This is a genomic window from Streptomyces sp. NPDC060027 (genome assembly GCF_042737005.1).
GTDB lineage: Bacteria > Actinomycetota > Actinomycetes > Streptomycetales > Streptomycetaceae > Streptomyces.
Genome location: NZ_JBHWVI010000166.1, coordinates 1 through 19,203 on the forward strand (window position 1 = coordinate 1; position 19,203 = coordinate 19,203).

Below are 19,203 nucleotides of genomic sequence, written 5' to 3' on the forward strand. Positions count from 1 at the left end.
GGTCACAGGACCAGGCCGGAGCCCTGAGGGCAGACGAGTCGGGCTGTACGCCGGGTTCTGTCGCCCGGTCGCCTCGGACCTGCGGCGTTTGGTTGAGATCTCGTGCGCACCGCTCTGAACTGTGAAGACGAGTGGTGACGAGTTGAGACGAGTGGTGACGGGGTCGGTCTGACCCGTCCTCCCCGAACGCTCCCCAGGGTATGTTCCCCCCAGATTCTCCCCACGATTCCGCCCCGCCAGGAGGGCCGGAACTGCGGGAACGCCTAGTGATGCGCGTCCCCAACGTGTCCCGGGGTGTACTCGCTCCCCGAGCGGGCCGCAGCCTCGCGCCGGATGTCCTCCATGGCGATGACGCAGTCGCGGCATCCGCGGACTTCCCGCTCGCCGTCGGCCGCGGGATGGACGACGCCGACGACCGCAGTGGGAACCTCGCCCAACTCGGGGTGCCGGAAGCAGACTGCCGGCGCCCACTCGTACAGGTCGAGGATGTGCTGAGGGTCCATTCCGTCTCCCGGTTGCCGTGTCGCTGCGTTCTGTTGGGGGGTGGGGGTGGTGGTGCGCTGCTGCCCGACCTGTTCAACTGAATGCAGGTGGGAGGGGTTGTTCACTCGATCGAGCGAACGCCTGTTCGAGTCGGGACATTACCCGGGGCCCTGCGACGTATGCCATAGCGCAGGGCTGGCGATCAAGATCACATAATGCCTGGCACCACCAGGCTGACTCATGATCGTCTTGGGTCGAGCGTTTGTCGAGTGCCTACCGACCCGCCAGACGACGACCTCCGCGAGGAGCGGCAGCGCATCGGCAGGTCCATCCGCAACGCCCGCATGGACGGCAACCTCACCCAAGAGCAGGTCTTCCTCGCCATCCCGCTCAACCGGGCCTACTACCAGCAGATCGAGAGTGGCGTCGCTAACCCGTCACTGAACACGCTGCTGCGGATCGCTCGCGTCGTAGGGGTGCGCGTGGCTGACCTCCTCAGCGGCTGAGCTGCGGCAACGTCCATTCCAAGCCGTCTGGCTGAACAAGATTCAAGCGCACGACAAGCCCTTTCGGAAGACTGCACACCGCATATATCTACACGCGTCCTCCACACTCTTAACCCCTGGTTCACCTTCGGTTGAAGCCTTGGCCCAGACTTATCCGGCAGTCGGTGACAGCAGCGCCCATACCGGCCGGGGTGCACCCCTTGAATCTTCACAAGGTACTTACTGGCGAGTCAGGAGCCGGCAACCCCGCGGTAGGCCGCCTCGTCGTGCGCCTGGTACTCCACGTACAGCCGCTCGGACGTCTCGCACCGACCGCGGTCGACGTCCCGGCAGTGGTCGCAGCGGGTCGTGTGGGCGACGTAGCGGCTCCACGCCTGCTGCAGCGGGCTAAGGCGGGCGCCGGAGACTATGACGGGCGGCCGGGTTACGGCGTCGGGGGGTTGGTCTCTACGCTCTTCCACGTCCGCTCCGCTCGCCAGGCTCCCCGGCCGGGTGCGCGGGGCTGTATTTCAGCAGCTTAGACATAGCATGCTATGGCGTGCCACGTATGCGACCGCTCGCGTGGCATGGGATGGCGTGTCACGTTGACTGCATGATCGAGTGGGAGCCGGATGTGCCCAGGTGGCGACAGGTGGCGGACGTGATCCGGGAGCGGATCACCGATGGCACGTACCCGCCCCGCACCCGCGTCCCCTCCGTGGTCCAGCTCGCGACCGAGTTCGGGATCGCACAGGCGACCGCGCAGAAGGTTCACCGTGGACTCCGGGACGAAGGACTCATCTACACGGAGCCCGGCCTCGGATCGTTCGTGAGCCGGCAGCAGGACTGACCACTGTCCGACCCGGGTCATAGAATTCGACCATGCCTCCCACTCCCCCGACCCCGGGTTCGACGCGGCCTGCTGCCGTGGTGAATGAGGAGATCCGTCGGCTGTGGATGGACCCGCGGGTGCGGTTGTCCACCGAGGGGCGCCGGCGGTACGAGGTGCTCGTCGCGGAGTGGACGGTGGCGGTCGCGGCGGAGCAGTTGCGCGAAGGCATCGTGAAAGCGGCTTAGGATCCTGCGGTGGCAACCATCGATTTCCCCGACGATCTGATCGCGCTGGAACGTTCCGCCTGGGAGGAGATCCAGGCCGGAGCACTGACCCTGGACACGGCGCGGGCCGTTCACGAGGCGGTCGCCGCGTTCGCCCAGCAGGCCGGGATCCCGCGGTACGACGTCGAGATGGGGCTCAAGCGGATCGTCCGGCATCCGGCGGCCGAGGCGGCAGCCTAGGCAGCAGCGAGCCCCGCACCGGGCATCACTCCGGTGCAGGGCATCAGCAACAACCCGACTAGCTAGTCGTTATGTTGACGACCACTCTACGAGCCGCCACTGACAACGGGGCGGCGCGTCGACAGACGGTAGTCGCCAACGCCGAAGCCCTGGTCGGCCGCCCGCTGGGTGTTCACGCGCAGTCGCGTGATGCTGTCGGCCAGCGGGCGCAGGCACTCGGGCATCGCCATCACCGGCTCGTCCGGATAGTGCCGGGCGATCTGCCGCAGGGCACGGTCGGCGTTCGGGTACGGGCGGTGGGCCATCAGTCCTCCAAGAACGACGTATCGATGAGATCGATCTCGTCCTGGAAGGCGACGATCGTGGCTGCCTGCACTAGCTGCTCGGGCGTCGGCCGCAGCGGCAGGAACACCTCGCTCTTCCACGGATGCGTGTTCTGGTAGTACGTGACAGTGGGAGCCAGGATGCCGCCAGGCTTGAAGTCCATTCCGCCAGGATGCCAGAGCTCACGACTCCTCGGGCCAGGTCGTCAACACGGCGGCCGTCTCCTCGTCGACGAGGGTGATGCGCACGCCGGGCATGCTGCCGCGCTCGCCAACCCACGACGACCCCAGGGCAGCCGCATGGCCTCCCGTGGGGAGCCGGGAGGCGCGGCGGGCCCTGCCGAGCGCAGCTCAAGGCGGGGCCCAAACGGGGCCTCACCTGGGGGGTTGTGAGGTCCCGCGTGATCAACGATGCACCAGAACCAGCCACCGCGATAGATGCGTGACCGGAAATATCTGGTCGCCTCAGCCGGCCTCGGCCGCTCCCGGCTCTGCGTCGTGCGCCTGAAGTGCCTGCGAGATGGCGCCGATGCTCGGGTTCTTCCCCTTGCTCGCGCCCTCCGCGATTCGGAGGTGCGGCTGGATCTGCCGGATGGTGAATCCGCTATCCCGCAGAGCTACGGCCTGAACGGTCAGGGCTTCCGTCATGACGGGCTTGCGTCCTCCGACCCGGCCGCGCTTGCGTGCGGCTTCGAGCCCATTCTTCGTCTTCTTGACGATGTCGCGGCGTCGGTCCTCGGCGAGAGCGAGTGCCAGGTCGAGGATCAGGGAGCGTTCCCGGTGCTCGCCGGAGGCAATGCCTTCCAGTACCTTCACCGAGATGCCGCGCTCGAAGAGGTCGTTGAGGACGATCAGCCCTTCGAGGAGGTTACGGCCGAGGCGGTCGACTTCCTGGACGCAGAGCATGTCGCCCTCGCGCATGAACTCGATCGCCGCGGTGAGCGCGGGACGTTCTTCGGCTCGGAGCTTCCCGCTCATCTTCTCTTCGAAGACCTTGAGGCAGATCGGGTCGAGTGCGTCGTGCTGTCGCTCGGTGTTCTGCTTGTCGGTGCTCACTCGGACGAGGCCAACTAGGGCCATCCAACCCCTCCTCGTTCATCAAACGTAGTGGATATCTATCTGAACAATACCAGATAGATGAACGGGTTGATGAACAAACGGCCCTGGAACTTGGGGAGTTGAGCGGATCACTCGTTCAGGTTCACGTTTCGAGCGATTGGTGAACGGCCCTTCCAGGCCCGGACACAGCAGAACGCCCCCTCCCGAAGGAGGGGGGCGCTGTCAGTCGGTGTCGTCGTCGTCCGGCCAGTCGGGTTCGAGGAACGGGCGCGGCGACAACCAGAACGGTGGCGGGGGTTCGTCGTCCACGGCAGGCTCCTACGCAGTCGTCGAGTCGGTGATGAGTCCGAGAGTCGCGAGGGCAGTCAGCAGCGAGCCGAGTGCCGCGTTGCCACCTCGCGATCCGGCAACCGTCGGCCGGCCAGTCGGCGTCGCACCGAAGAAGCCCGCGGTGTTCGTTGCCCCGTCGAGGACATGCTTCGTCGCCCCATAGAGGGCGTCGACGTACTCGACCTTCCCGGCGATCTGAATGTTCTGCGCGTCGGCCGACAGTCGCAGGTACGAGCGCTGCGTGCCGTTGAATCCGCTGCCGCTCCAGTTGGAGACGATGAGGTCGGTGCCGGTGGCTTCGAGGTCGAGGCTGGAGCCGTCGACGCGGAACCGGTAGCCCTTGGTGAAGTCGGTGACGGTCAAGTTACCGCCGGAGACCTGGGCGGGCCCGGCGACGTTGAGGGCCGCCAGGAACGCCGTGCCTTGCTCAATCGCTGAGACGCGTGTCAGGCAGTCGCCGACGAACGTGTCGAGGGTGGACACCGTGGGGATGGTGGCGAATTGGCCGTTGGCCCAGGCGCGGTCGCCGTGCGAGTCGGCGCCGCCTGCGTGGGCAGACACCTTCAAGGTGGCGCCGGCTGTGGTCTCCAGCGCCGCTGTGTCGGCGATGCCGTGCACGGAGGTGGTGACCGCGGCGTGGGCTGCGACCTTCGCCGTCGCGCCGGACGATGTCTCCAGGGCTGCAGTGTTGGCGATGCCGTGAACGCCTGTCGTCGCAGCGGAGTGCGCGGCAACTGCCGAGGAGGCGGTGCCGGCCGGGTCCGCGCCGAGCTCGGCTGCGGTCACGATGACGATGCCGGTCTCGCCGTTGACGGAGATGACGGCCGGGGTCGAGACGGTGCCGCTGGTGGAGTCGACGGGTGACAGCGACGGCAAGGCGACGGTGGGCGCCGACGCTGGCAGGCTGACGTTCCAGGCCCGGCCGGGGGCGTTGGTGAACTCTTCGTCGACTCGGTACGTCCAGCCGCTGGGGCTGAACCCGTCGGCGTCGGTAGCGAGGAGGCTGACGGTGAAGTCCCCGCTGGCGCCGAGGGTGGCGTTGACGGTGCCGAGGGCGATGACGCCGTGCTCGGCGGACACGACACGGGACACCGACGGCGTGAACCGGATCGTCCCCGCATACGCGGTGCCGTCCAGAGCCCGGTAGCCGGAGGCGCCGGCAGTGACGGTGACGGTCTGGACACCAGGAGGGAAAGGCACGTCAGACTCCTGTCCGGTTGTACTCGTCGACCCGCTCGGGGGGTGACGGGGGTTCGATTCCGTGCCCGCGCATCTGCGAAGACAGCTCTCCGACGTACCAGGCGAAGGCTCGAACCAGCGACCGAAGCGACCGGACTTCCTCCCTGGTCGCGGTCAGGTCGGCCCGTAGCTCCGTCTTGATGGCCTCGAACGCGGCCCTGTCCTCGGCCCGCTGGTTGGGTTCGGTCTGGACTCGTGCTGCCGCTTGCGTGGCCTCCGCCGTTGCGGCGGCTGCCTGCTTCGTGGCCCGTGCCGCGAACAGTCCAGCGATCACCATCCCGACCGTGCCGAGCACGGCCACGAATACCGCCCACAGGCTCATGGCGCCTTGCCTCTCCGGGTGGCTCTCGGCAGGTGGGGGACCGAGTGTTCGGGCACCGTGGCCGCCCACAGGATGACCCCGACGTGCGAGGTCAGATACCAGATGGCGACGAACCCGCCGCGAGGGAAGGTGCCTGCGATGACGGCCGACAGGTAGGCGGTCGCCCAGACGGTGGGGGGAATGAGCGCGACCGCGAAACCGACGCCGTCGCGGCCGACACGAAGGAACGCACAGAAGATGGTGACGAGACCGGCGAGGATCCACAGCCACGCCCAGCAGTGCAGTGGCGCATGGTCGGTGAGGAGCTCCAGGCCCTGCGGGTTGGACTGGGGGGTGACGATGAAGCCCACACCCCAACAGGCTTTGCCGACGCCGAGGATCAGCAGGAAGGTGCCGCGGCGGCCCAGGGCCTCGTGGAGCCGCCGGGCCGCGCGGCACGGCACTCAGGCCGCCTTGGTGAAGCTGTCCTGCGCCTTGCCGCTGACGCCGACCGGCTTCCAGAATCCGAAGTGGGAGAGGACTCCGGTGGCGAAGCTGACGAGGGCGAGGACGGCGGCAGTGCCCACGCTGTAGCCAGCGTCATGCGGGCCGGCGTACTCGACGACGAACCCGGTCACGGTGCTGAGCGCGAGCAGGAGCACCGCCTTGACGCCCGCGTTGGTGACCCTCGTCGTCACGAGACCGACGAGGACGGGCAGGACGACGGAGACGAGCAGGCCGAGCCAGTAGGCGGAGCCAAGGTTGACGGTCATGGCGGGTTCCTTCGGGGGTCGGGTTAGTCGGTGACGGTGAAGCCGTGCTTGGCGCCGAGCTGTTGGAGGGAGGTCTTGCCGGGGATGCCGTCGGCAGAGCTGCCGGTGTATCCGCCGCCGGCTGGGGAGCGCTGCCAGCGGGCGTATGCGGTGACGGTGAGGGAGCCGAAGCTGCCGTCGACGTACTGGCCACTCAGCAAGCCCTCAGCCTTGAGCGCCTTCTCGACGAGCAGCACTTCGACCTTGTACGAGGTGTGGCCCTGCGCCGCGGCCGGGTCGTGGCGGGCTGCGTACACGACGTGCGCGAGGCTGACCTTGGGCTTGGCGGCCGGGGTGGTCTGCGTTGCCGTGCCTGCCGGGCGGGGGGCACCCTTCTGGACCCAGGCGTAGAGCGGGCCGCCGGGGCAGGCGGTGGCGTAGCCGTCGCAGTGGCCCTTGATCTCGTCTTCGGCGCCGTGCTGGCGCAGGAGTTCGATGCCGTCGCGGATCGCGCCGAGCATCAGGTCGGTCGGCTCGGTCAGGCCCTCGCTGCCGACCAGGCCGACGATCGCGTAGTGCGCCACGTTCAGCGCTTGGTTGCCGTTGGCGCCGGTCCGCTTGCCGATGCCGCGGCCTTCGAGCAAGTGGCCGTGGGGGCAGGCCCCGTAGTTGTACGCGATGTCGCTGTACCCCTCGGCCGTGTTGGCGAGGTGGCTCTTGCGGATGGCCTGCCACTCGGCGATGCATTCCGCGTGGTCCGTGAGCAGCTTCGTGCTCACCGCGGTCCCCTCGTAGTGGACCTTCACGCCCTGAGCGGACGTCTGTATTGGCGCGGCCGAGGCTGGCCAGCCGAGCTGGGATCGGGTGACGAGCTTCATGCCGCGGGCTCCTCTACGGGGTGGATGGCGAGCTTGAGTTCGGCGAGCGTGACCCGCCTTGATGACGTGGCGTCGTGTGCGACGAGGAGGGCGAGGGGGACGTCGGGCCGGACGAAGAGTTCGTGGTGCTTGGTGAAGCACTGGATCCCCGGGCTCGGGGGCCGGTGGTCGGTGGCGGTGGAGTCGTACTCGCCGAGCGGGTCGCGGACGAACCGGTCGCGGAGCTCGCTGTAGTTCCCGGCTTCCCAGTAGATGAGGGAGGTGAGGACGCCCCAGCCTGCGACGGCTGGCCAGATGAGCCCGCTGCGGTCGTCCTTCGACCAGCTGGTGACGGCCCGTCCGTCGGGTTGTGCGGGCTGGTGCATGCCCCATGGGTCGTAGGACTCGGTGGTGTAGGGGAAGCGGACCACGTGGTAGTCGCCGTCGGCGGGGATGGTCTGCGGTGTGTCGACCTTCAGCGAGCAGATGCGGGCGGTCACTGGTGGGCCCTTCGACGGCGCTGCGTGGCGTTGATCTGCACCCGACACGCTCTGACCTTCAAATCGTAGCCCCAACCCCGCATTTCACCTACGAATCACAGGTATCGTGAGGGTGGGTTCTTTCAGAGGGGCCTGTGGCAGGGGTGTGGCCGTGCGGGTCTGCATCCCTGCCATCCCAAAACCCGCGCCACCCGCACCGCACCCGCACAGGAGCGCCCATGACCCGCTACCGCAAGAAGCCCGTCGAGATCGAAGCACGCCAGTTCGACGGCACTGTTGGATCAGCGAATCGCATCCTCGGATGGATAGGCAGCACCGGTGGCGACGCGAAGCGCGTGCACGCCACAAGGCCGGAACTCGGCCTCGTTATCCACACGCTCAAAGGCGGCATGCGAGCAGAGCCCGGCGACTGGATCATTCGAGGCATCCAGGGCGAGTTCTACCCCTGCAAGCCCGACATCTTCGCGGCCACTTACGAGGCAGTGGAGGGCTAGCCGTGACCGTCATCTGCCAGGGCCTCGGCCTGCTGTTCGCGTTCGTCATGCTCGCCCCGCACGCGCCGGTCCACGCCTACGACTACCCGACCGTCGCCTGGAGTCCGCGATGAGCGGGGCGCACACCGGCCGCCGCTGCCCGCGCTGCGACTGCGCCGACGGCCACACGCAGTGCGAGCACTGCAAGGTCTGCCAGCACGCGGCTCCGTTGAGCGTCGCTTGCTACCCGCATGTTGGCGAGCAGCCACAGGCGTCGTCCGCGCTGGACCAGGTTCGCCGCGACCGTGACGAACTCCGGGCGCTGCTCTACGAAGTCCTCGGCCACTTCGTCCACAAGGGGCACCCTGGCGAGCCCTGTCTGTCCAGCGGATGGATCAGCGTGCGCACCGTCGACCGGTGGCGGAACACCCTCAATGAGGCGGTCGCTGCCGCCAGCAAGGAGAACAAGGCATGACCGTGTACGGAGTAACAGGCGGGCAGGGCTTCATCGGCTCCTACGTGCGCAGGGAACTCCTCGCACGCGGCCACGAGGTCGTCGTCTTCGACCGCCACCCCCACACCGAGATGGCACCCGGGGAGACCTTCTACCTCGGCGACATCCGCGACGAGACGTCCGTCGTCGAGCTCGCCGCCCACGTCGACGGCATCATCCATCTCGCCGCCGTACTGGGCACGCAGGAGACGATCGGCAACCCGCGTCCGTCCGCTGACACCAACATCCGGGGCAGCCTGAACGTCTTCGAGGCCGCCAACCAGTACGGTCTCCCGGTCGTGTACGCGGGTGTCGGAAACGCGTTCATGCGGGACCTGGGCACCGGCTCGTACACGATCAGCAAGACGGCGGCCGAGGACTACGCGCGGATGTTCAACGCCTACCGCGGCGGCCGGATCACCATCGTCCGCCCCGTCAACGCTTACGGTCCCGGCCAGTCGATCGCCGCCCCCTACGGCACCTCGAAGGTTCGAAAGATCATGCCTTCTCTGTCGTGCCGCGCCCTCGTCGGCAGCCCCATCGAGGTGTACGGGGACGGCACCCAGATCTCCGACTGCGTGTACGTCGCCGACGTCGCCCGCACCTTCGTCCAGGCGCTCGAGCACACCGCCGTCCACGGGCCCACTGAACGCCCCGTCGAGGTCGGGCCGCTCACCTCGGTCACCGTCAACGACATCGCCCGCCTCGTCGCCGAGGAAGCCACCCACTACACCGGCCGCGAACCCGTCGCCATCAAGCACCTGCCGATGCGCCCCGGCGAGATCCCCAACGCCGTCGTCACCTCCGACACGTCCACACTCCAGCAGATCGGCATGACCGCCGCCGACTTTGTGCCCCTCGACGAGGGCATTCACCACACCGTCCGCTACTACGCCGAGCAGTGGCTCCCCGGGTACCTGGCGGCCTGACGTGCGCATCCACTTCTGGACGGCCGACGGCAGCGGCTCGGGGTTGTACCGCGGGGTACTTCCTGCGATGTCGCTGCACTGGCTCGGCCACGACACGTCAGCGAACCAGCGCCTCCCCGAAGACTGGCGCAATCAAGGTTTCGACGTGGTCGTCGGCTGCCGCATCGCCAAGCCCGGCACGTCGCGCACATGGCGTGAGATGCGCGACCACGGCATCCGGCTCGTCATGGACCTGGATGACGACTACTTCCATCTCGACTTCACGAATCCGGCGGCCCGCAAATGGGCGGACCCCGTTCTGCGGCAGGGCCTTCTCGCCAACATCGGCCTGTCGGACACGGTCACCTGCTGCTCCGAGTCTCTCGCTGCCGTGCTGCGCGAGGTCCACGGGGATGTCCGCGTCGTGCCCAACGGGCTGCCGGCGCAGTACCTGGGGGCGGTCCGCGACTACAACCCGGAGACGCTGTCGGTCGGTTGGGCCGGCACGTCGTCGACGATGCATGAGCTGCAGGTGCCTGGGGTGGTGCGGGGTCTGAACCGGATCGCTGACTACGGGCGGCCGGGCGGGGTCGCGGTGCAGGTCGTCGGTCTTGATGCGGCTAAGGCGATCGGCTGCGGTCTACAGGGGGCGCGGCTGGGCGCCTGTGGCTGGGTGGAGGACTTCGGGCGCTACCTGCAGGCGGTGTCGGCGTTCGATGTGTGGGTGGCTCCGTATCGGGACACGGCATTCAACCGGGCGAAGTATCCGACGAAGTGGCTGGAGTCGTCGATGCTCGGCATCCCGTTGATCGCGTCGGACATTGAGCCGTACCGGCGGGTGATCCGGCATGGGGAGAACGGGTTCCTCGTCAAGCGTGAGCATGAGTGGGGCCGCCTGCTCAAGCAGCTCGCGGACGATCCCGCCCTGCGGCAGCGGATCGGGATGGCGGCCCGCGCTGAGGCGTCGGCGTCGATCTTGCAGGCGACGAACGTGCAGTGGCAGGCCGCGCTCACGGCGCCCATCGAAGAGAGGACCGCAGCATGATCGACGGTAAGCGCGTCGTGGCGTGGACGCCTTACGGCAGGCGCAGAACGTACAGCATTCTGATCAAGTACCTGGAGCGGGACGTCAACCGCGGCCTCGTGGACGAGGTGTGGGCGTTCATGAACACCGACCCCGTCGGCCAGGAGGACGACATCGCCTACGCGCAGGAGCTCGCCGAGCGGCACCCGTGGTTCCGGCAGGTCCACCGGCCGGAGGGCATCAACCTCGGCCACCTGCCCAAGCAGCGTTACACCGGCCTTGCCTACCGGTATATGACCGACGCCGACACCGTGTACCTGCGGCTCGACGACGATGTCGTCTACCTGCACGAGGACGCCGTCGAGAACCTGGTGCGCGCCCGCATCGAGATGCCCGCGCCGACCGCCGTGTTCCCGATCATCATCAACAACGCGATCTGCTCCCACTTCCTCCAGCTGTGCGGGAAGATCCCCATGGAATGGGGCACGGTCAACGCCTACTGCATGGACCCCACCGGCTGGGCCAACGGCCCGTTCGCCGTGAAGCTCCACCAGATGCTCATGGATCACATCGAGGCGGGCACCGTCGAGGACCTGTACCTCTACCAGGACTTCCCGCTGCAGCCCGGCACCCAGTTCTCCGTCAGCTGCTTCGCGTCCCGCGGCGAGGACTACGCGGCCCTCCCCCGGCCCGGCGTCCTCGTTCCTGATGAGGAGGAGAGCTGGCACACCATCCATCAGCCGGTGGCGAAGGGTGTGCCGAACATTCTCCGCGGTGACGCCATCGTCAGCCACTGGAGCTTTTTCCCGCAGCACCCGTTCCTCAACGCGACCGATCTCCTCGACCGGTACCGCGAACTCGCAGACAAGGTGGTGGCGTGATGGCCCAGCAGATCAGCGTCGAGGACGCGTTCCCGACCTTTCAGAAGCGGTGCCGGGAACTGTTCGAGGAGAACCTCATCCTTCGCGCTCAGGTCGACGTGCTGGAACGGCAGCTCGGCGAGGCGCAGCAGGGCGCCGGCGAACCCGTGCCCGGCGGCCCGGAGCTGGCCGTGCAGCATCCGTATGAGGAGGCGGAGCGGGTCTAGGGTCGGCGCCATCCGAGCAGGGCGCCGATGGCGATGATGCCGACCTCGATGAGCAGGATGACTTCGAACGTGGACATGGTCGTCTCCTTCTAGGCGACGCGGGTCATCGTCATGAACGAGCCCGCTTTGAGGGTGGTGCCGGATGCGTCGGACGCGTTCTGCGCCCACTGGAGCGTGAAGTTCCCGGCCGTGCCGAGCGTGACAAGGCGTCCGTAGACGCGGACTGCGGTGAGGCCGGTGCCGACGCCGAACGCCAAGGTTGCTCCAGCCGATGAGGTGGCGAGCTTGCCGATCCATTCGCCGTCGGAGCTGGTGCCCGTGGTGAAGCTGGTGGCGTGCGGGCCGACGCCGTGCATGTCGAAGGTGGCGCTGGCCGGGCAGGTGAACGACATTTTGAAGTCGCCGACGAAGTCGGTGGCCTCGGTCATATAGAGGTCGAGAGCGAACGTGTAGACGGCGTTGGCGACGACGGGCAGGACGAGGTGGTCGTCGTTCTGCAGGGTGGCGTTGGAGGTGACCGTCTCGTCGGCGGTCTTCGCGATGTACTGGTTCTGCCCGACGCCGTTGACGGTGAGGTTCAAGTCGACGATCAGGTTGTCGTCGGTCTTCAACGTGTTTGCGGCGCTGCGGTAGAGGTTGGTTTCCTGGGTGGCGCTGCCGCTGCCCCAGTCGAGCCGGCCGTCGGCACGGATGGTGAACCGGCTTACGGAGTCGGCGGTGACGCGGCTGCCGACGATCCAGTCGCCCGTCGCGGTCGGCAGGAGGGCAACGAAGCTGGCCGTGCTGCCTGACGCCCCGATGTTGACCTGCTTGCCGGCGGACATCTTCAGCGTGTTGTTGAACGTCGCCGAGCTGTTGGGGATCTCCACCCACGACGCGGACGCCGGGCTGGTGCCGTTGGACAAGTACGTCCGGTACGACGTGTCCGCCTCCATGATCGGCTTGCCGCTGTACGGAGACGACGGGCGCGTACTGGACGTGCAGGACTGGAAGCCGACAGCAAGGTCAACCTTGTCCCAGTTCTGGCCCAGGTCGAGCGTGTAGTTGACGTCTTCGGAGCCGTCCGACAGGGACTTGTAGAGGGCGAGCCTCGACGTAGACGGATCAGGCATGTGAGTCGTCCTTCACTACGAGGGGCTTGGTCACCGGCTCGGGAGCGGCGCGGCCTTGGGCGACGAGGCGCCGCTGATGGATCTGGGCGGCTTTCCTGGCGACCCAGTCGGCGTCGACGCCGTGCGCGCCGCGGATGACGTCGAGCGGGTCCTTCTTGCCCTTCGGTGGCGTCACGCGGACGCGGTTGGCTTTGCAGTGCTCGATGCGCAGCAGGTGCGCGGCGCGCGCGGTCGCCGCGTCGGGGGCCGTGTACAGGGTGGTGGGGATGAGGTCGCCCTTGCGGGCTGTGCCGCGGGAGACCAGCGCGGGCGACAGCATGCCCGCCGCGGCAGCCGGGTCCTCGCCCTTGAGCGGATCGTCAGGGTGGGGTGCGTAGGGCTCGTGCAAGACGACGTCGAGGAGGTCGTCCACGGCGGCCGGATCGATGCCGTACTCGGCCGCCCGCTGCAGCAAGGTGAACTGCGGGAAGACGTGCCGGTGCAGGCTGCCGTCCGGCTTGATCATGTCGACGGCCCAGCAGGGCATGCCGGGGTTGGGCCAGTACTCGCTGACCGCCTGGACTGTGTATTCGTCAGCTGCCATATCAGATCCTGTAGCACCAGAAATAGACGGACCAGGCGCCATCGGCGGCGCCCGAAAGCTGCGTACTGAAGGAAGTCGTGTCGGAGGCGAAGATGCAGAAGCCCCTCGTGTTGGCCACGGTCGGTGCGTCGCGGATGGACACGATCGGCACGAGCTGGGTATCCATCGTGGCGCCGAAGGAGAGGGTGAGGCTGGACCCGCTGGACGTTCCGGCGACCGTTCCGGTGAAGAGCCCTTCGTTGGACGCGACGGCGAGGAAGTCGGCCCAGCGCCCGTAGTGCCTCGTCCTGTTGGACTCGAATCGCATGTAGTTCGCTGTGCTGCTCGTGCCGTCGTCCCAGCCGATCGATCCGTAGCTGGTGGTGGCGGTGAACAGGCCTCCGTCGATGCCGGCGAGGTTGTGGCCGATGAAGAGGCTGTCGTACTGCATGCGGATGTAGCCGCCGTGGCGGATCGAGGTGTCCGACCGGACGATGGCCAGTTCAGTGACCGGACTGGTGAGGATGAGACGGCTGTACACGGAGGTGCCGGAGGCGTCCCAAGGGCCCGTGTTCACGCCGATCATGGCGTCGGTGCCGGAGCCGAAGCTGTTGATGTAGGCGTAGTTACCGCCAGTGTTGGCGTAGAACCGCAGCTCGGGCAGGAACGTGGCGGTGGGGTTGATCTCCAGGCGCTTACCGGTCGTGCCGGAGACGAGCTGCCCGAGGATGGATACGGAACCGTCGGCGGCGGCGATGTTGACGGTCTGGGTGCCGCCCGAGTTGTAGGCCTGCAGTCCGGCTGAGTTGAGCTCTACGCGGGCCCCGGTGTCGGCGGTCTTGATGCGGGCACCGAGGACCCAGTCGGCGCTGATCTGCCCTGCAGTGACCTTGGAGACGGTGAGGTCGGAGATGTGTGCGTCGTCGATAAGGAGCGCCGTCGCGGTGGCTGCGTCGGACGGGCCGCTCTTGTTGCCGGTCTGGTCCACTGCGACGACTCGCACGTACCGTGCCGACGTCTCCTCCACCGGTACGGTCGCGACGACCGGGATCTGCGCCTGGATCATCCCCGCGGTCGCGCTGACCTTCCCCTTCAGCGTCGACTCGGACGGGGTGAAGGTGGGCTCGTAGTCGACGTGGATCTCCAGATGGTGGAGATCCGATTCGAGGTTGTACGTGCCGCCGCTGCTCTTGCCGAGCGTGTGCGTCACCTGCACGGCGATCCGTGACGCGGCCACCGACGGGGCGGCCGGGGTGGACGGCGGGAGGTTGTCCGACGAGGCGACGAACGTCGTGGTGCTGGACCAGGCGCCGGTGTTGCCGGCCTTGTCCACTGCCCGGATCTGCACGTCGTAGCCGACGCCCGGGGACAGGTCTTGCAGCTGGGCGGTGGTCTGGTCCCAGTTGACGACCATGGTCTGCCACTGTCCGGTGGGGGCGACGAAGGGCTGCGCCCACGTCTGCATCTGCGACCACGGGATCTGAGAGACCTGCGACCAGGTGGCCGGGTAGAGCATGTCGGCGTCGACGGCGTAGCGGATCTCGTAGTGGTCGCCGTCGAGGACAGTGGAGCCGTCGACGTTGAGGGGTGCGGTCCAGGAGACGATGACGCGGGCCCGGGTGAAGCCGCGGCTATCCAGGTAGGCCGACCCGACGAACGGCTCGACGAACGTCGGCTGCGCGGGCGTGGACGTGTCCGCGTTGGGACGGGAGCCGACCGGCTCCGAACCCGCACCCTCCAGGGCGCGGGAGAAATCTCCGACCGTGACGTAGACGGTGTGCGAGCCGTCCCATTCGACGTGGTCGGTGAGGTCGTACCAGGTTCCGTTGGCGGCCCGGTAGGCGACCGTGTATCCCTCGGTGACGGGCCACTTGGCCTCGGTGATCTGCAGCTTGACCGGGTTCAACCGCTCGCCGCGGAACGTGATCTCGTTGGCCGTGTCGACGAGGCCGGCCGCCGGGTCCCACACCCAGACGTAGTCGCCGACCGTGAACGAGCCCTCGATGTAGTAGTTGTCGGTTTCGACGGTCAGCTCGTCCTGGCTGCTCGTGTACTTCGACAGCAGCAGGGAGGCCCGGGTGTCGGCGTTGGTGACGGTCGTGTCGGACTCTGAGGCGAGGCGGGTCAGGCGCAGCGGATTGCCGTGGATGTCCTTGTAGCTGGTGGCCGGGGAGATGTCGGCGGCGCCGGTGGCGATCGATTCGCCTTCCCCTTCGGCGAGGAGAACAACGCGGGTGCTGTAGTCGTCCATGTCGCGGGAGACCCCGAACGCGCCGGGCACCGACTCGAGCCCCGACGTGTCCTTACCTGCGACCTTGCGGGAGATGACGCAGGTGGGGGTGGTGACGTACAGGCTCGACTCAGGACCAGCATCGAGAGTGCCATCGCCGTTGACCCGCCAGGACACCTTCTGTCCGGACGAGGCGGTGAACGTGTCGCACACGTACTGGATGGCGGAGCGGGGCGTCTCGTACTGGTGGCGGCCCGAGTAGCTGCCCGCGACGGAGTAGATGGTGCCCGCGGTGACTGCGCCGCTCGCGGGGAGCAGCATGTTGATCGTGGAGGCGAAGGAGGCGGAGGCGGGTTCTACGGCGTTCTCGTAGACGGCGCCCTTGTTGTCCTCGTCGCCGAGCCACATGGCCATGCCGACGCCGCTGATGTCGTAGCCCTGCTCGATGACTTTGGTGCGGCGGTCGTCGCCACTGTTATCGCGGCCTCGGACGACGCCGACGTAGCGGGCTGCGGCAAGGAGGTTGTCGCCGTACTGGACTGGGTCGGCTCGGCCAGGGATGAGCGCGATGTGGCCGAAGTAGTCGATGCGGTCCCACAGGTCGGGCGGGGTCGTCGACTTCAGGGTGAGGTCCCAGGAGCCGAGGGCTTGCAGTACTTGGTTGACGGTCACGGCTACCTCCTCACCGCATAGATCGTTTCTGGTAGGGCGCCGACGTACTGGTTGCGGAGGTCGGTTGCGGCATCGCCTGAGACGGCGCTGCCCCCGCCTGCTGCCACGCCGATCCAGAAGTCGAGGCTGGTTGCGGCTGCCTTCGTGACGCCACCGTTGGTGTGCGCGGTGAATGTCCGGGCGGAGCCGGCGGCGAACCGGTTGCTGTCCGCGTCGTTGGCAGTGGCAGTGACGTACCCGGAGGCGGCGAAGCTGGTGTTCGTCTCGAGCGTGGACCGGTAGGCGGCGAGCGTGTTCGAGGTCGTCGTCTGCAGGTAGCCCTCGACGGTGCGGGCGCCGCGGCGCAGCGTCAGGTCGAGGGTGGCGCGGCCGGGGTTGAGGCTCTTCGTGAGGCGGACGATGACGTGTTCGCAGTCGTTGCGGAGCAGTGTCGCCCCGTCCCAGGAGGTGATCGACGCGGCCGACCCGGAGGCGGAGACGTTCCACAACTTGGAGCGCCAGGCGCCGCCCGTGTACGCCTGCACGTCGAAGGTGGCGGACGCCGAGGTGGTCACGTTGACGAGGCCGTTAGTGAGAGCCCAGCCGGTCGCCGACAGGGGCTGGTCGACGCCGCACACTTCGGTGCCGGACGAGGTGAGCCGCACCCGGCCGTTGAGGTAGGAGGTGGGTGCGCAGCCCCAGCGCGGGGAGGCGCCGGTCGGGATCCCGCGGTACACAGTCATAGCTCCGTCGGCACCGGTGCGTGTCATCGTGGTGGGGTTGGTGGTGCCGGTCTGGTAGCCGTAGTGGCCGATCGGCGGGGCATGCCACCGCTCCCCCGTCAGACTGAAGTCGTTGACGCGGACGACCCCTGTGAGCCTGGACTGCAGGTCGACCTCGGCATCCGACCCGAGACGGGTGAGGCCGACCTTCCAGTCGGAGGTGACGACCTCGTTGCGCCACTCCGTGTACTCGGCGTTGGCGCTGTCGATCTGGACGTAGCAGTTGCGTTCCGGCTTGTCAGTGAAGGTCAGCGGCAGGACGCAGCCGGACTCCAGGGCGAGGAGGTTGTCGTGCCGCCACACCAGCGCGGCACGGGTCAGCGGCGGGTTGGACTCCTGCCCCTCCAGGTCCAGGGTGCGTGACGTGCCCGCGTTCTCGGACTCCTTGAACGTCTCCCGCAGCAGCAGGCGCCCCAGTTGGAGGTCCCCGTAATCACCCTGGGGCATCAGCGGCGCCTCGCCTTCTGGTAGTCGAGCAGCTCGTCGTTGATGTCCTTGACCATGGCCTTCACGAAAGTGCGGCGTTCGGAAGGCGACGGCAGCGTCATAGTGTTGAAGACTGGGTTCACGGTGACCATCACGGACGCGGCCCCGGCCGTCTGGGCGGCTCCCGTGCCGGGCATGGTGGCGGGCTTCATGCGCAGTCCGAGGTTGCTGCCGGAGATCAGGGTGTTGCCCTTGGCCATCCGCTTGACCCAGCCCTGCTCGATGCCCTGGAAGCTGTAGTCGCCGACGGCTTCCATGACCTTGGACGGCGACTTGATTCCGAGCGCCTTCTTGATCGCCTTCTCCATGGACTTGGCGATGGCCATCATCGTGGCCTCGATCGCCTTCTGCTGCGCCGTCAGCCCCTTGACCAGCCCCTCGGCCGCCTTGATCCCTGCCCCGTACATGGCGTCCGCAGCGGTCGTGCCTGCCTTGTCTGCGGACGACTGGAGCTGCTTCTCGAGGGCGTTGATCTGTGCGATCTGTTCCGGCGTGGCGTTGAGCAGGGACTGTGCGGTCGCCATGCCGCCGCCCGTGACGCCCGCTTGCGCGATCTCGGAGATGGACTGGGCGTTGAGGCCCTTCTTCTTGAGCTCGTCGAGCTGCTTGGAGAACTCGGTGGTCCGGCCCGTGTCGGACTGCAGCTGCTTGATCAGCGTCTCGGGACTCGTCCCGTACTTGCCGATCTTCGTGATGTTGCCGAAGCCCACCAGCGACGAAGAGACGCTCGTCTTCAGGGAGTCGAACTTCCCCTTGAGGTCATCGAGGTGGCTCTTCGCCGAGTCGAGGCTCTTGTTGACGGACTCGAGCTTCTTCTGGTTGTCGAGGAGCGCCTTGCCCGACGCGGTCATCTTCGCGACGAGGGCCGACTCGGTCTTCCCGGTGAAAGCCTTCTTGATGTTCGTCAGGTAGCTGTTGATCGACGACACCAGTGCCGACACCGAGTCGGGCATGCCGAGGTCGTGGACGGCCTCCGTGTTCTTGTAGCCGGCCAGCCGGCCGCCCGTCGTGAACGTGACGTCGCCGCCGAGCTCGGACCGGCCTTCCTTCTGGCGCTGCTTCTCCGCGTCTGCCTTTCGCTTCGCGGCTTCCTTGGCGGCCTTCTGCTTCGCCGTCAGCTTGCCGCCCTTGGCGAAGCCCGCAGGATGGAAGCGGCCTTCATTGACGGCGGCAAGGAAGCTGTCGCCATACTTCTTCACGGCGGCTGCGCGGATCACCCACTCGCCGTCGGACAGCATCGCCGGGATGCTGTCGGAGGTGCTGGTTCCAGCACCCGAGATTCGGCCGCTGGGCGCGCCGCCACCCGCGAGCCCAATCGGGCCGCCGTGCGCCCGGAACGCGGGGGCTGAATTCGCCTCGACCTTCCGCATCTGCACGTTGACGAACGAGGTGCCGAGCGTCCGCCCGATCAGAGCGTTGGCCCTAGACCAGAACGAATTGGTCGTGGCGCTGATCGGGATGCTCTTCCCGGACAGGTGGTCGCGGGCGGCCTGCACCTTGCCGATGTCGCCCAGTGCCCGGCCGGGCGGAGCAGTGACGGTGACGGTGCCGTCCGGCATGTGCTTCACCTTGTAGCCGAGCGCCTCGAGCTGCGCCTCGCCCACCTTGGTAATCGCCGACATGGTGATCGACTTGGCGTTCGGTGTCTTCTTCACCGCGGCCATGAAGGCGTCGAGGTCGCGGACCGCGTCCTCGGACTTCATGTTGAGCTCGACGTCCTTACCCGCCGGGACCTTCAGGATCTCGTCGGCGAGCTTTGTCGCCTCGGTC

At 67.4% G+C, this 19,203-nt stretch carries 25 protein-coding genes and 1 pseudogene; 10 read left to right on the plus strand and 16 right to left on the minus strand.

Translation table 11 applies throughout. The annotated features are described in order from the left end of the window. Nucleotides 1-263: 263 nt before the first annotated feature. Complete coding sequence (locus ACFWBT_RS31080) at nt 264-503, minus strand: hypothetical protein (protein WP_385706285.1); 240 nt, start codon at nt 501-503, stop codon at nt 264-266. A gap of 249 nt (nt 504-752) precedes the next feature. Between ACFWBT_RS31080 and ACFWBT_RS31085 the strand changes: the two genes are divergently transcribed. After that, on the plus strand, nt 753-989 hold the full coding sequence (locus ACFWBT_RS31085; RefSeq protein ID WP_385706287.1) for a helix-turn-helix domain-containing protein: 237 nt from the start codon (nt 753-755) through the stop codon (nt 987-989). A 230-nt stretch (nt 990-1,219) separates the two neighbouring features. On the opposite strand, the gene ACFWBT_RS31090 is transcribed toward ACFWBT_RS31085, so the two are convergent. Beyond that, nucleotides 1,220-1,450: a hypothetical protein gene (locus tag ACFWBT_RS31090; RefSeq protein WP_385706289.1), complete on the minus strand. Its 231-nt coding sequence runs from the start codon at nt 1,448-1,450 to the stop codon at nt 1,220-1,222. 170 nt (nt 1,451-1,620) lie between these two features. On the opposite strand from ACFWBT_RS31090, the gene ACFWBT_RS31095 reads away from it, so the two are divergent. From ACFWBT_RS31095 to ACFWBT_RS31105, 3 genes are read left to right on the plus strand one after another with little or no spacing between them, the layout of a single operon-like run. Further along, nucleotides 1,621-1,818, plus strand: coding sequence for a GntR family transcriptional regulator (locus tag ACFWBT_RS31095; protein WP_385706291.1), 198 nt, complete (start codon nt 1,621-1,623; stop codon nt 1,816-1,818). A 32-nt stretch (nt 1,819-1,850) separates the two neighbouring features. Further along, nucleotides 1,851-2,045 (plus strand): hypothetical protein, encoded by a 195-nt coding sequence (locus tag ACFWBT_RS31100; RefSeq protein WP_385706292.1) that lies wholly within the window; start codon nt 1,851-1,853, stop codon nt 2,043-2,045. A 9-nt stretch (nt 2,046-2,054) separates the two neighbouring features. Further along, nucleotides 2,055-2,264, plus strand: a complete 210-nt coding sequence (locus ACFWBT_RS31105) for a hypothetical protein (protein WP_385706294.1) — start codon at nt 2,055-2,057, stop codon at nt 2,262-2,264. Nucleotides 2,265-2,350: 86 nt separating this feature from the next. Here the strand turns inward: ACFWBT_RS31105 and ACFWBT_RS31110 are convergent, their stop codons facing one another. The 9 genes from ACFWBT_RS31110 to ACFWBT_RS31150 form a co-directional block, all read right to left on the minus strand. Then, on the minus strand, nt 2,351-2,569 hold the full coding sequence (locus ACFWBT_RS31110) for a hypothetical protein (protein WP_385706296.1): 219 nt from the start codon (nt 2,567-2,569) through the stop codon (nt 2,351-2,353). Further along, nucleotides 2,569-2,751: a hypothetical protein gene (locus ACFWBT_RS31115; protein ID WP_385706298.1), complete on the minus strand. Its 183-nt coding sequence runs from the start codon at nt 2,749-2,751 to the stop codon at nt 2,569-2,571. The genes ACFWBT_RS31110 and ACFWBT_RS31115 overlap by 1 nt, the downstream gene beginning before the upstream one ends. Before the next feature lie 301 nt (nt 2,752-3,052). Next, entirely contained in the window at nt 3,053-3,667 is a 615-nt protein-coding gene (locus ACFWBT_RS31120) for a recombinase family protein (RefSeq protein WP_385706300.1), read from the minus strand. Nucleotides 3,668-3,964: 297 nt separating this feature from the next. Next, nucleotides 3,965-5,176, minus strand: coding sequence for a hypothetical protein (locus ACFWBT_RS31125; RefSeq protein ID WP_385706302.1), 1,212 nt, complete (start codon nt 5,174-5,176; stop codon nt 3,965-3,967). A gap of 1 nt (nt 5,177) precedes the next feature. Continuing rightward, nucleotides 5,178-5,537: a hypothetical protein gene (locus ACFWBT_RS31130; RefSeq protein ID WP_385706304.1), complete on the minus strand. Its 360-nt coding sequence runs from the start codon at nt 5,535-5,537 to the stop codon at nt 5,178-5,180. Beyond that, entirely contained in the window at nt 5,534-5,980 is a 447-nt protein-coding gene (locus ACFWBT_RS31135) for a hypothetical protein (protein WP_385706306.1), read from the minus strand. Before ACFWBT_RS31135 ends, ACFWBT_RS31130 begins: the two co-directional genes overlap by 4 nt. Further along, nucleotides 5,981-6,289, minus strand: a complete 309-nt coding sequence (locus ACFWBT_RS31140; protein WP_385706308.1) for a hypothetical protein — start codon at nt 6,287-6,289, stop codon at nt 5,981-5,983. It lies immediately after the preceding gene. A 23-nt stretch (nt 6,290-6,312) separates the two neighbouring features. Beyond that, nucleotides 6,313-7,146, minus strand: coding sequence for an N-acetylmuramoyl-L-alanine amidase (locus ACFWBT_RS31145; protein WP_385706309.1), 834 nt, complete (start codon nt 7,144-7,146; stop codon nt 6,313-6,315). Further along, nucleotides 7,143-7,625, minus strand: a complete 483-nt coding sequence (locus ACFWBT_RS31150; RefSeq protein ID WP_385706311.1) for a hypothetical protein — start codon at nt 7,623-7,625, stop codon at nt 7,143-7,145. The genes ACFWBT_RS31145 and ACFWBT_RS31150 overlap by 4 nt, the downstream gene beginning before the upstream one ends. A 218-nt stretch (nt 7,626-7,843) precedes the next feature. Between ACFWBT_RS31150 and ACFWBT_RS31155 the strand changes: the two genes are divergently transcribed. From ACFWBT_RS31155 to ACFWBT_RS31180, 6 genes are all read left to right on the plus strand, one after another. After that, complete coding sequence (locus ACFWBT_RS31155) at nt 7,844-8,119, plus strand: hypothetical protein (protein WP_385706313.1); 276 nt, start codon at nt 7,844-7,846, stop codon at nt 8,117-8,119. A gap of 109 nt (nt 8,120-8,228) precedes the next feature. Beyond that, nucleotides 8,229-8,573: a hypothetical protein gene (locus ACFWBT_RS31160; RefSeq protein ID WP_385706315.1), complete on the plus strand. Its 345-nt coding sequence runs from the start codon at nt 8,229-8,231 to the stop codon at nt 8,571-8,573. Next, on the plus strand, nt 8,570-9,520 hold the full coding sequence (locus ACFWBT_RS31165; protein ID WP_385706317.1) for an NAD-dependent epimerase/dehydratase family protein: 951 nt from the start codon (nt 8,570-8,572) through the stop codon (nt 9,518-9,520). The genes ACFWBT_RS31160 and ACFWBT_RS31165 overlap by 4 nt, the downstream gene beginning before the upstream one ends. 1 nt (nt 9,521) lies before the next feature. After that, the gene (locus ACFWBT_RS31170; RefSeq protein WP_385706319.1) at nt 9,522-10,544 is read left to right on the plus strand and encodes a glycosyltransferase family 4 protein; all 1,023 of its coding nucleotides are present in this window, start codon (nt 9,522-9,524) and stop codon (nt 10,542-10,544) included. Continuing rightward, a complete protein-coding gene (locus tag ACFWBT_RS31175) occupies nt 10,541-11,404 on the plus strand; it encodes a hypothetical protein (RefSeq protein WP_385706321.1) in 864 nt (287 codons plus the stop codon). Before ACFWBT_RS31170 ends, ACFWBT_RS31175 begins: the two co-directional genes overlap by 4 nt. Beyond that, entirely contained in the window at nt 11,404-11,610 is a 207-nt protein-coding gene (locus tag ACFWBT_RS31180) for a hypothetical protein (RefSeq protein ID WP_385706323.1), read from the plus strand. Before ACFWBT_RS31175 ends, ACFWBT_RS31180 begins: the two co-directional genes overlap by 1 nt. Nucleotides 11,611-11,699: 89 nt before the next feature. On the opposite strand, the gene ACFWBT_RS31185 is transcribed toward ACFWBT_RS31180, so the two are convergent. From ACFWBT_RS31185 to ACFWBT_RS31205, 5 genes and pseudogenes are all read right to left on the minus strand, one after another. Next, nucleotides 11,700-12,722 (minus strand): hypothetical protein, encoded by a 1,023-nt coding sequence (locus ACFWBT_RS31185; protein ID WP_385706325.1) that lies wholly within the window; start codon nt 12,720-12,722, stop codon nt 11,700-11,702. After that, nucleotides 12,715-13,305 carry a hypothetical protein gene (locus ACFWBT_RS31190; RefSeq protein WP_385706326.1) on the minus strand — a complete coding sequence of 197 codons (591 nt, stop codon included), beginning with the start codon at nt 13,303-13,305 and terminating at the stop codon, nt 12,715-12,717. Before ACFWBT_RS31190 ends, ACFWBT_RS31185 begins: the two co-directional genes overlap by 8 nt. A 1-nt stretch (nt 13,306) precedes the next feature. Further along, nucleotides 13,307-16,186: a fibronectin type III domain-containing protein gene (locus ACFWBT_RS31195; protein ID WP_385706328.1), complete on the minus strand. Its 2,880-nt coding sequence runs from the start codon at nt 16,184-16,186 to the stop codon at nt 13,307-13,309. A gap of 2 nt (nt 16,187-16,188) precedes the next feature. Continuing rightward, complete coding sequence (locus ACFWBT_RS31200) at nt 16,189-17,394, minus strand: hypothetical protein (protein WP_385706330.1); 1,206 nt, start codon at nt 17,392-17,394, stop codon at nt 16,189-16,191. Then, nucleotides 17,394-19,203 (minus strand): annotated as a pseudogene (locus tag ACFWBT_RS31205) (hypothetical protein); the annotation flags it as partial. The gene ACFWBT_RS31200 and the pseudogene ACFWBT_RS31205, both read right to left, overlap by 1 nt.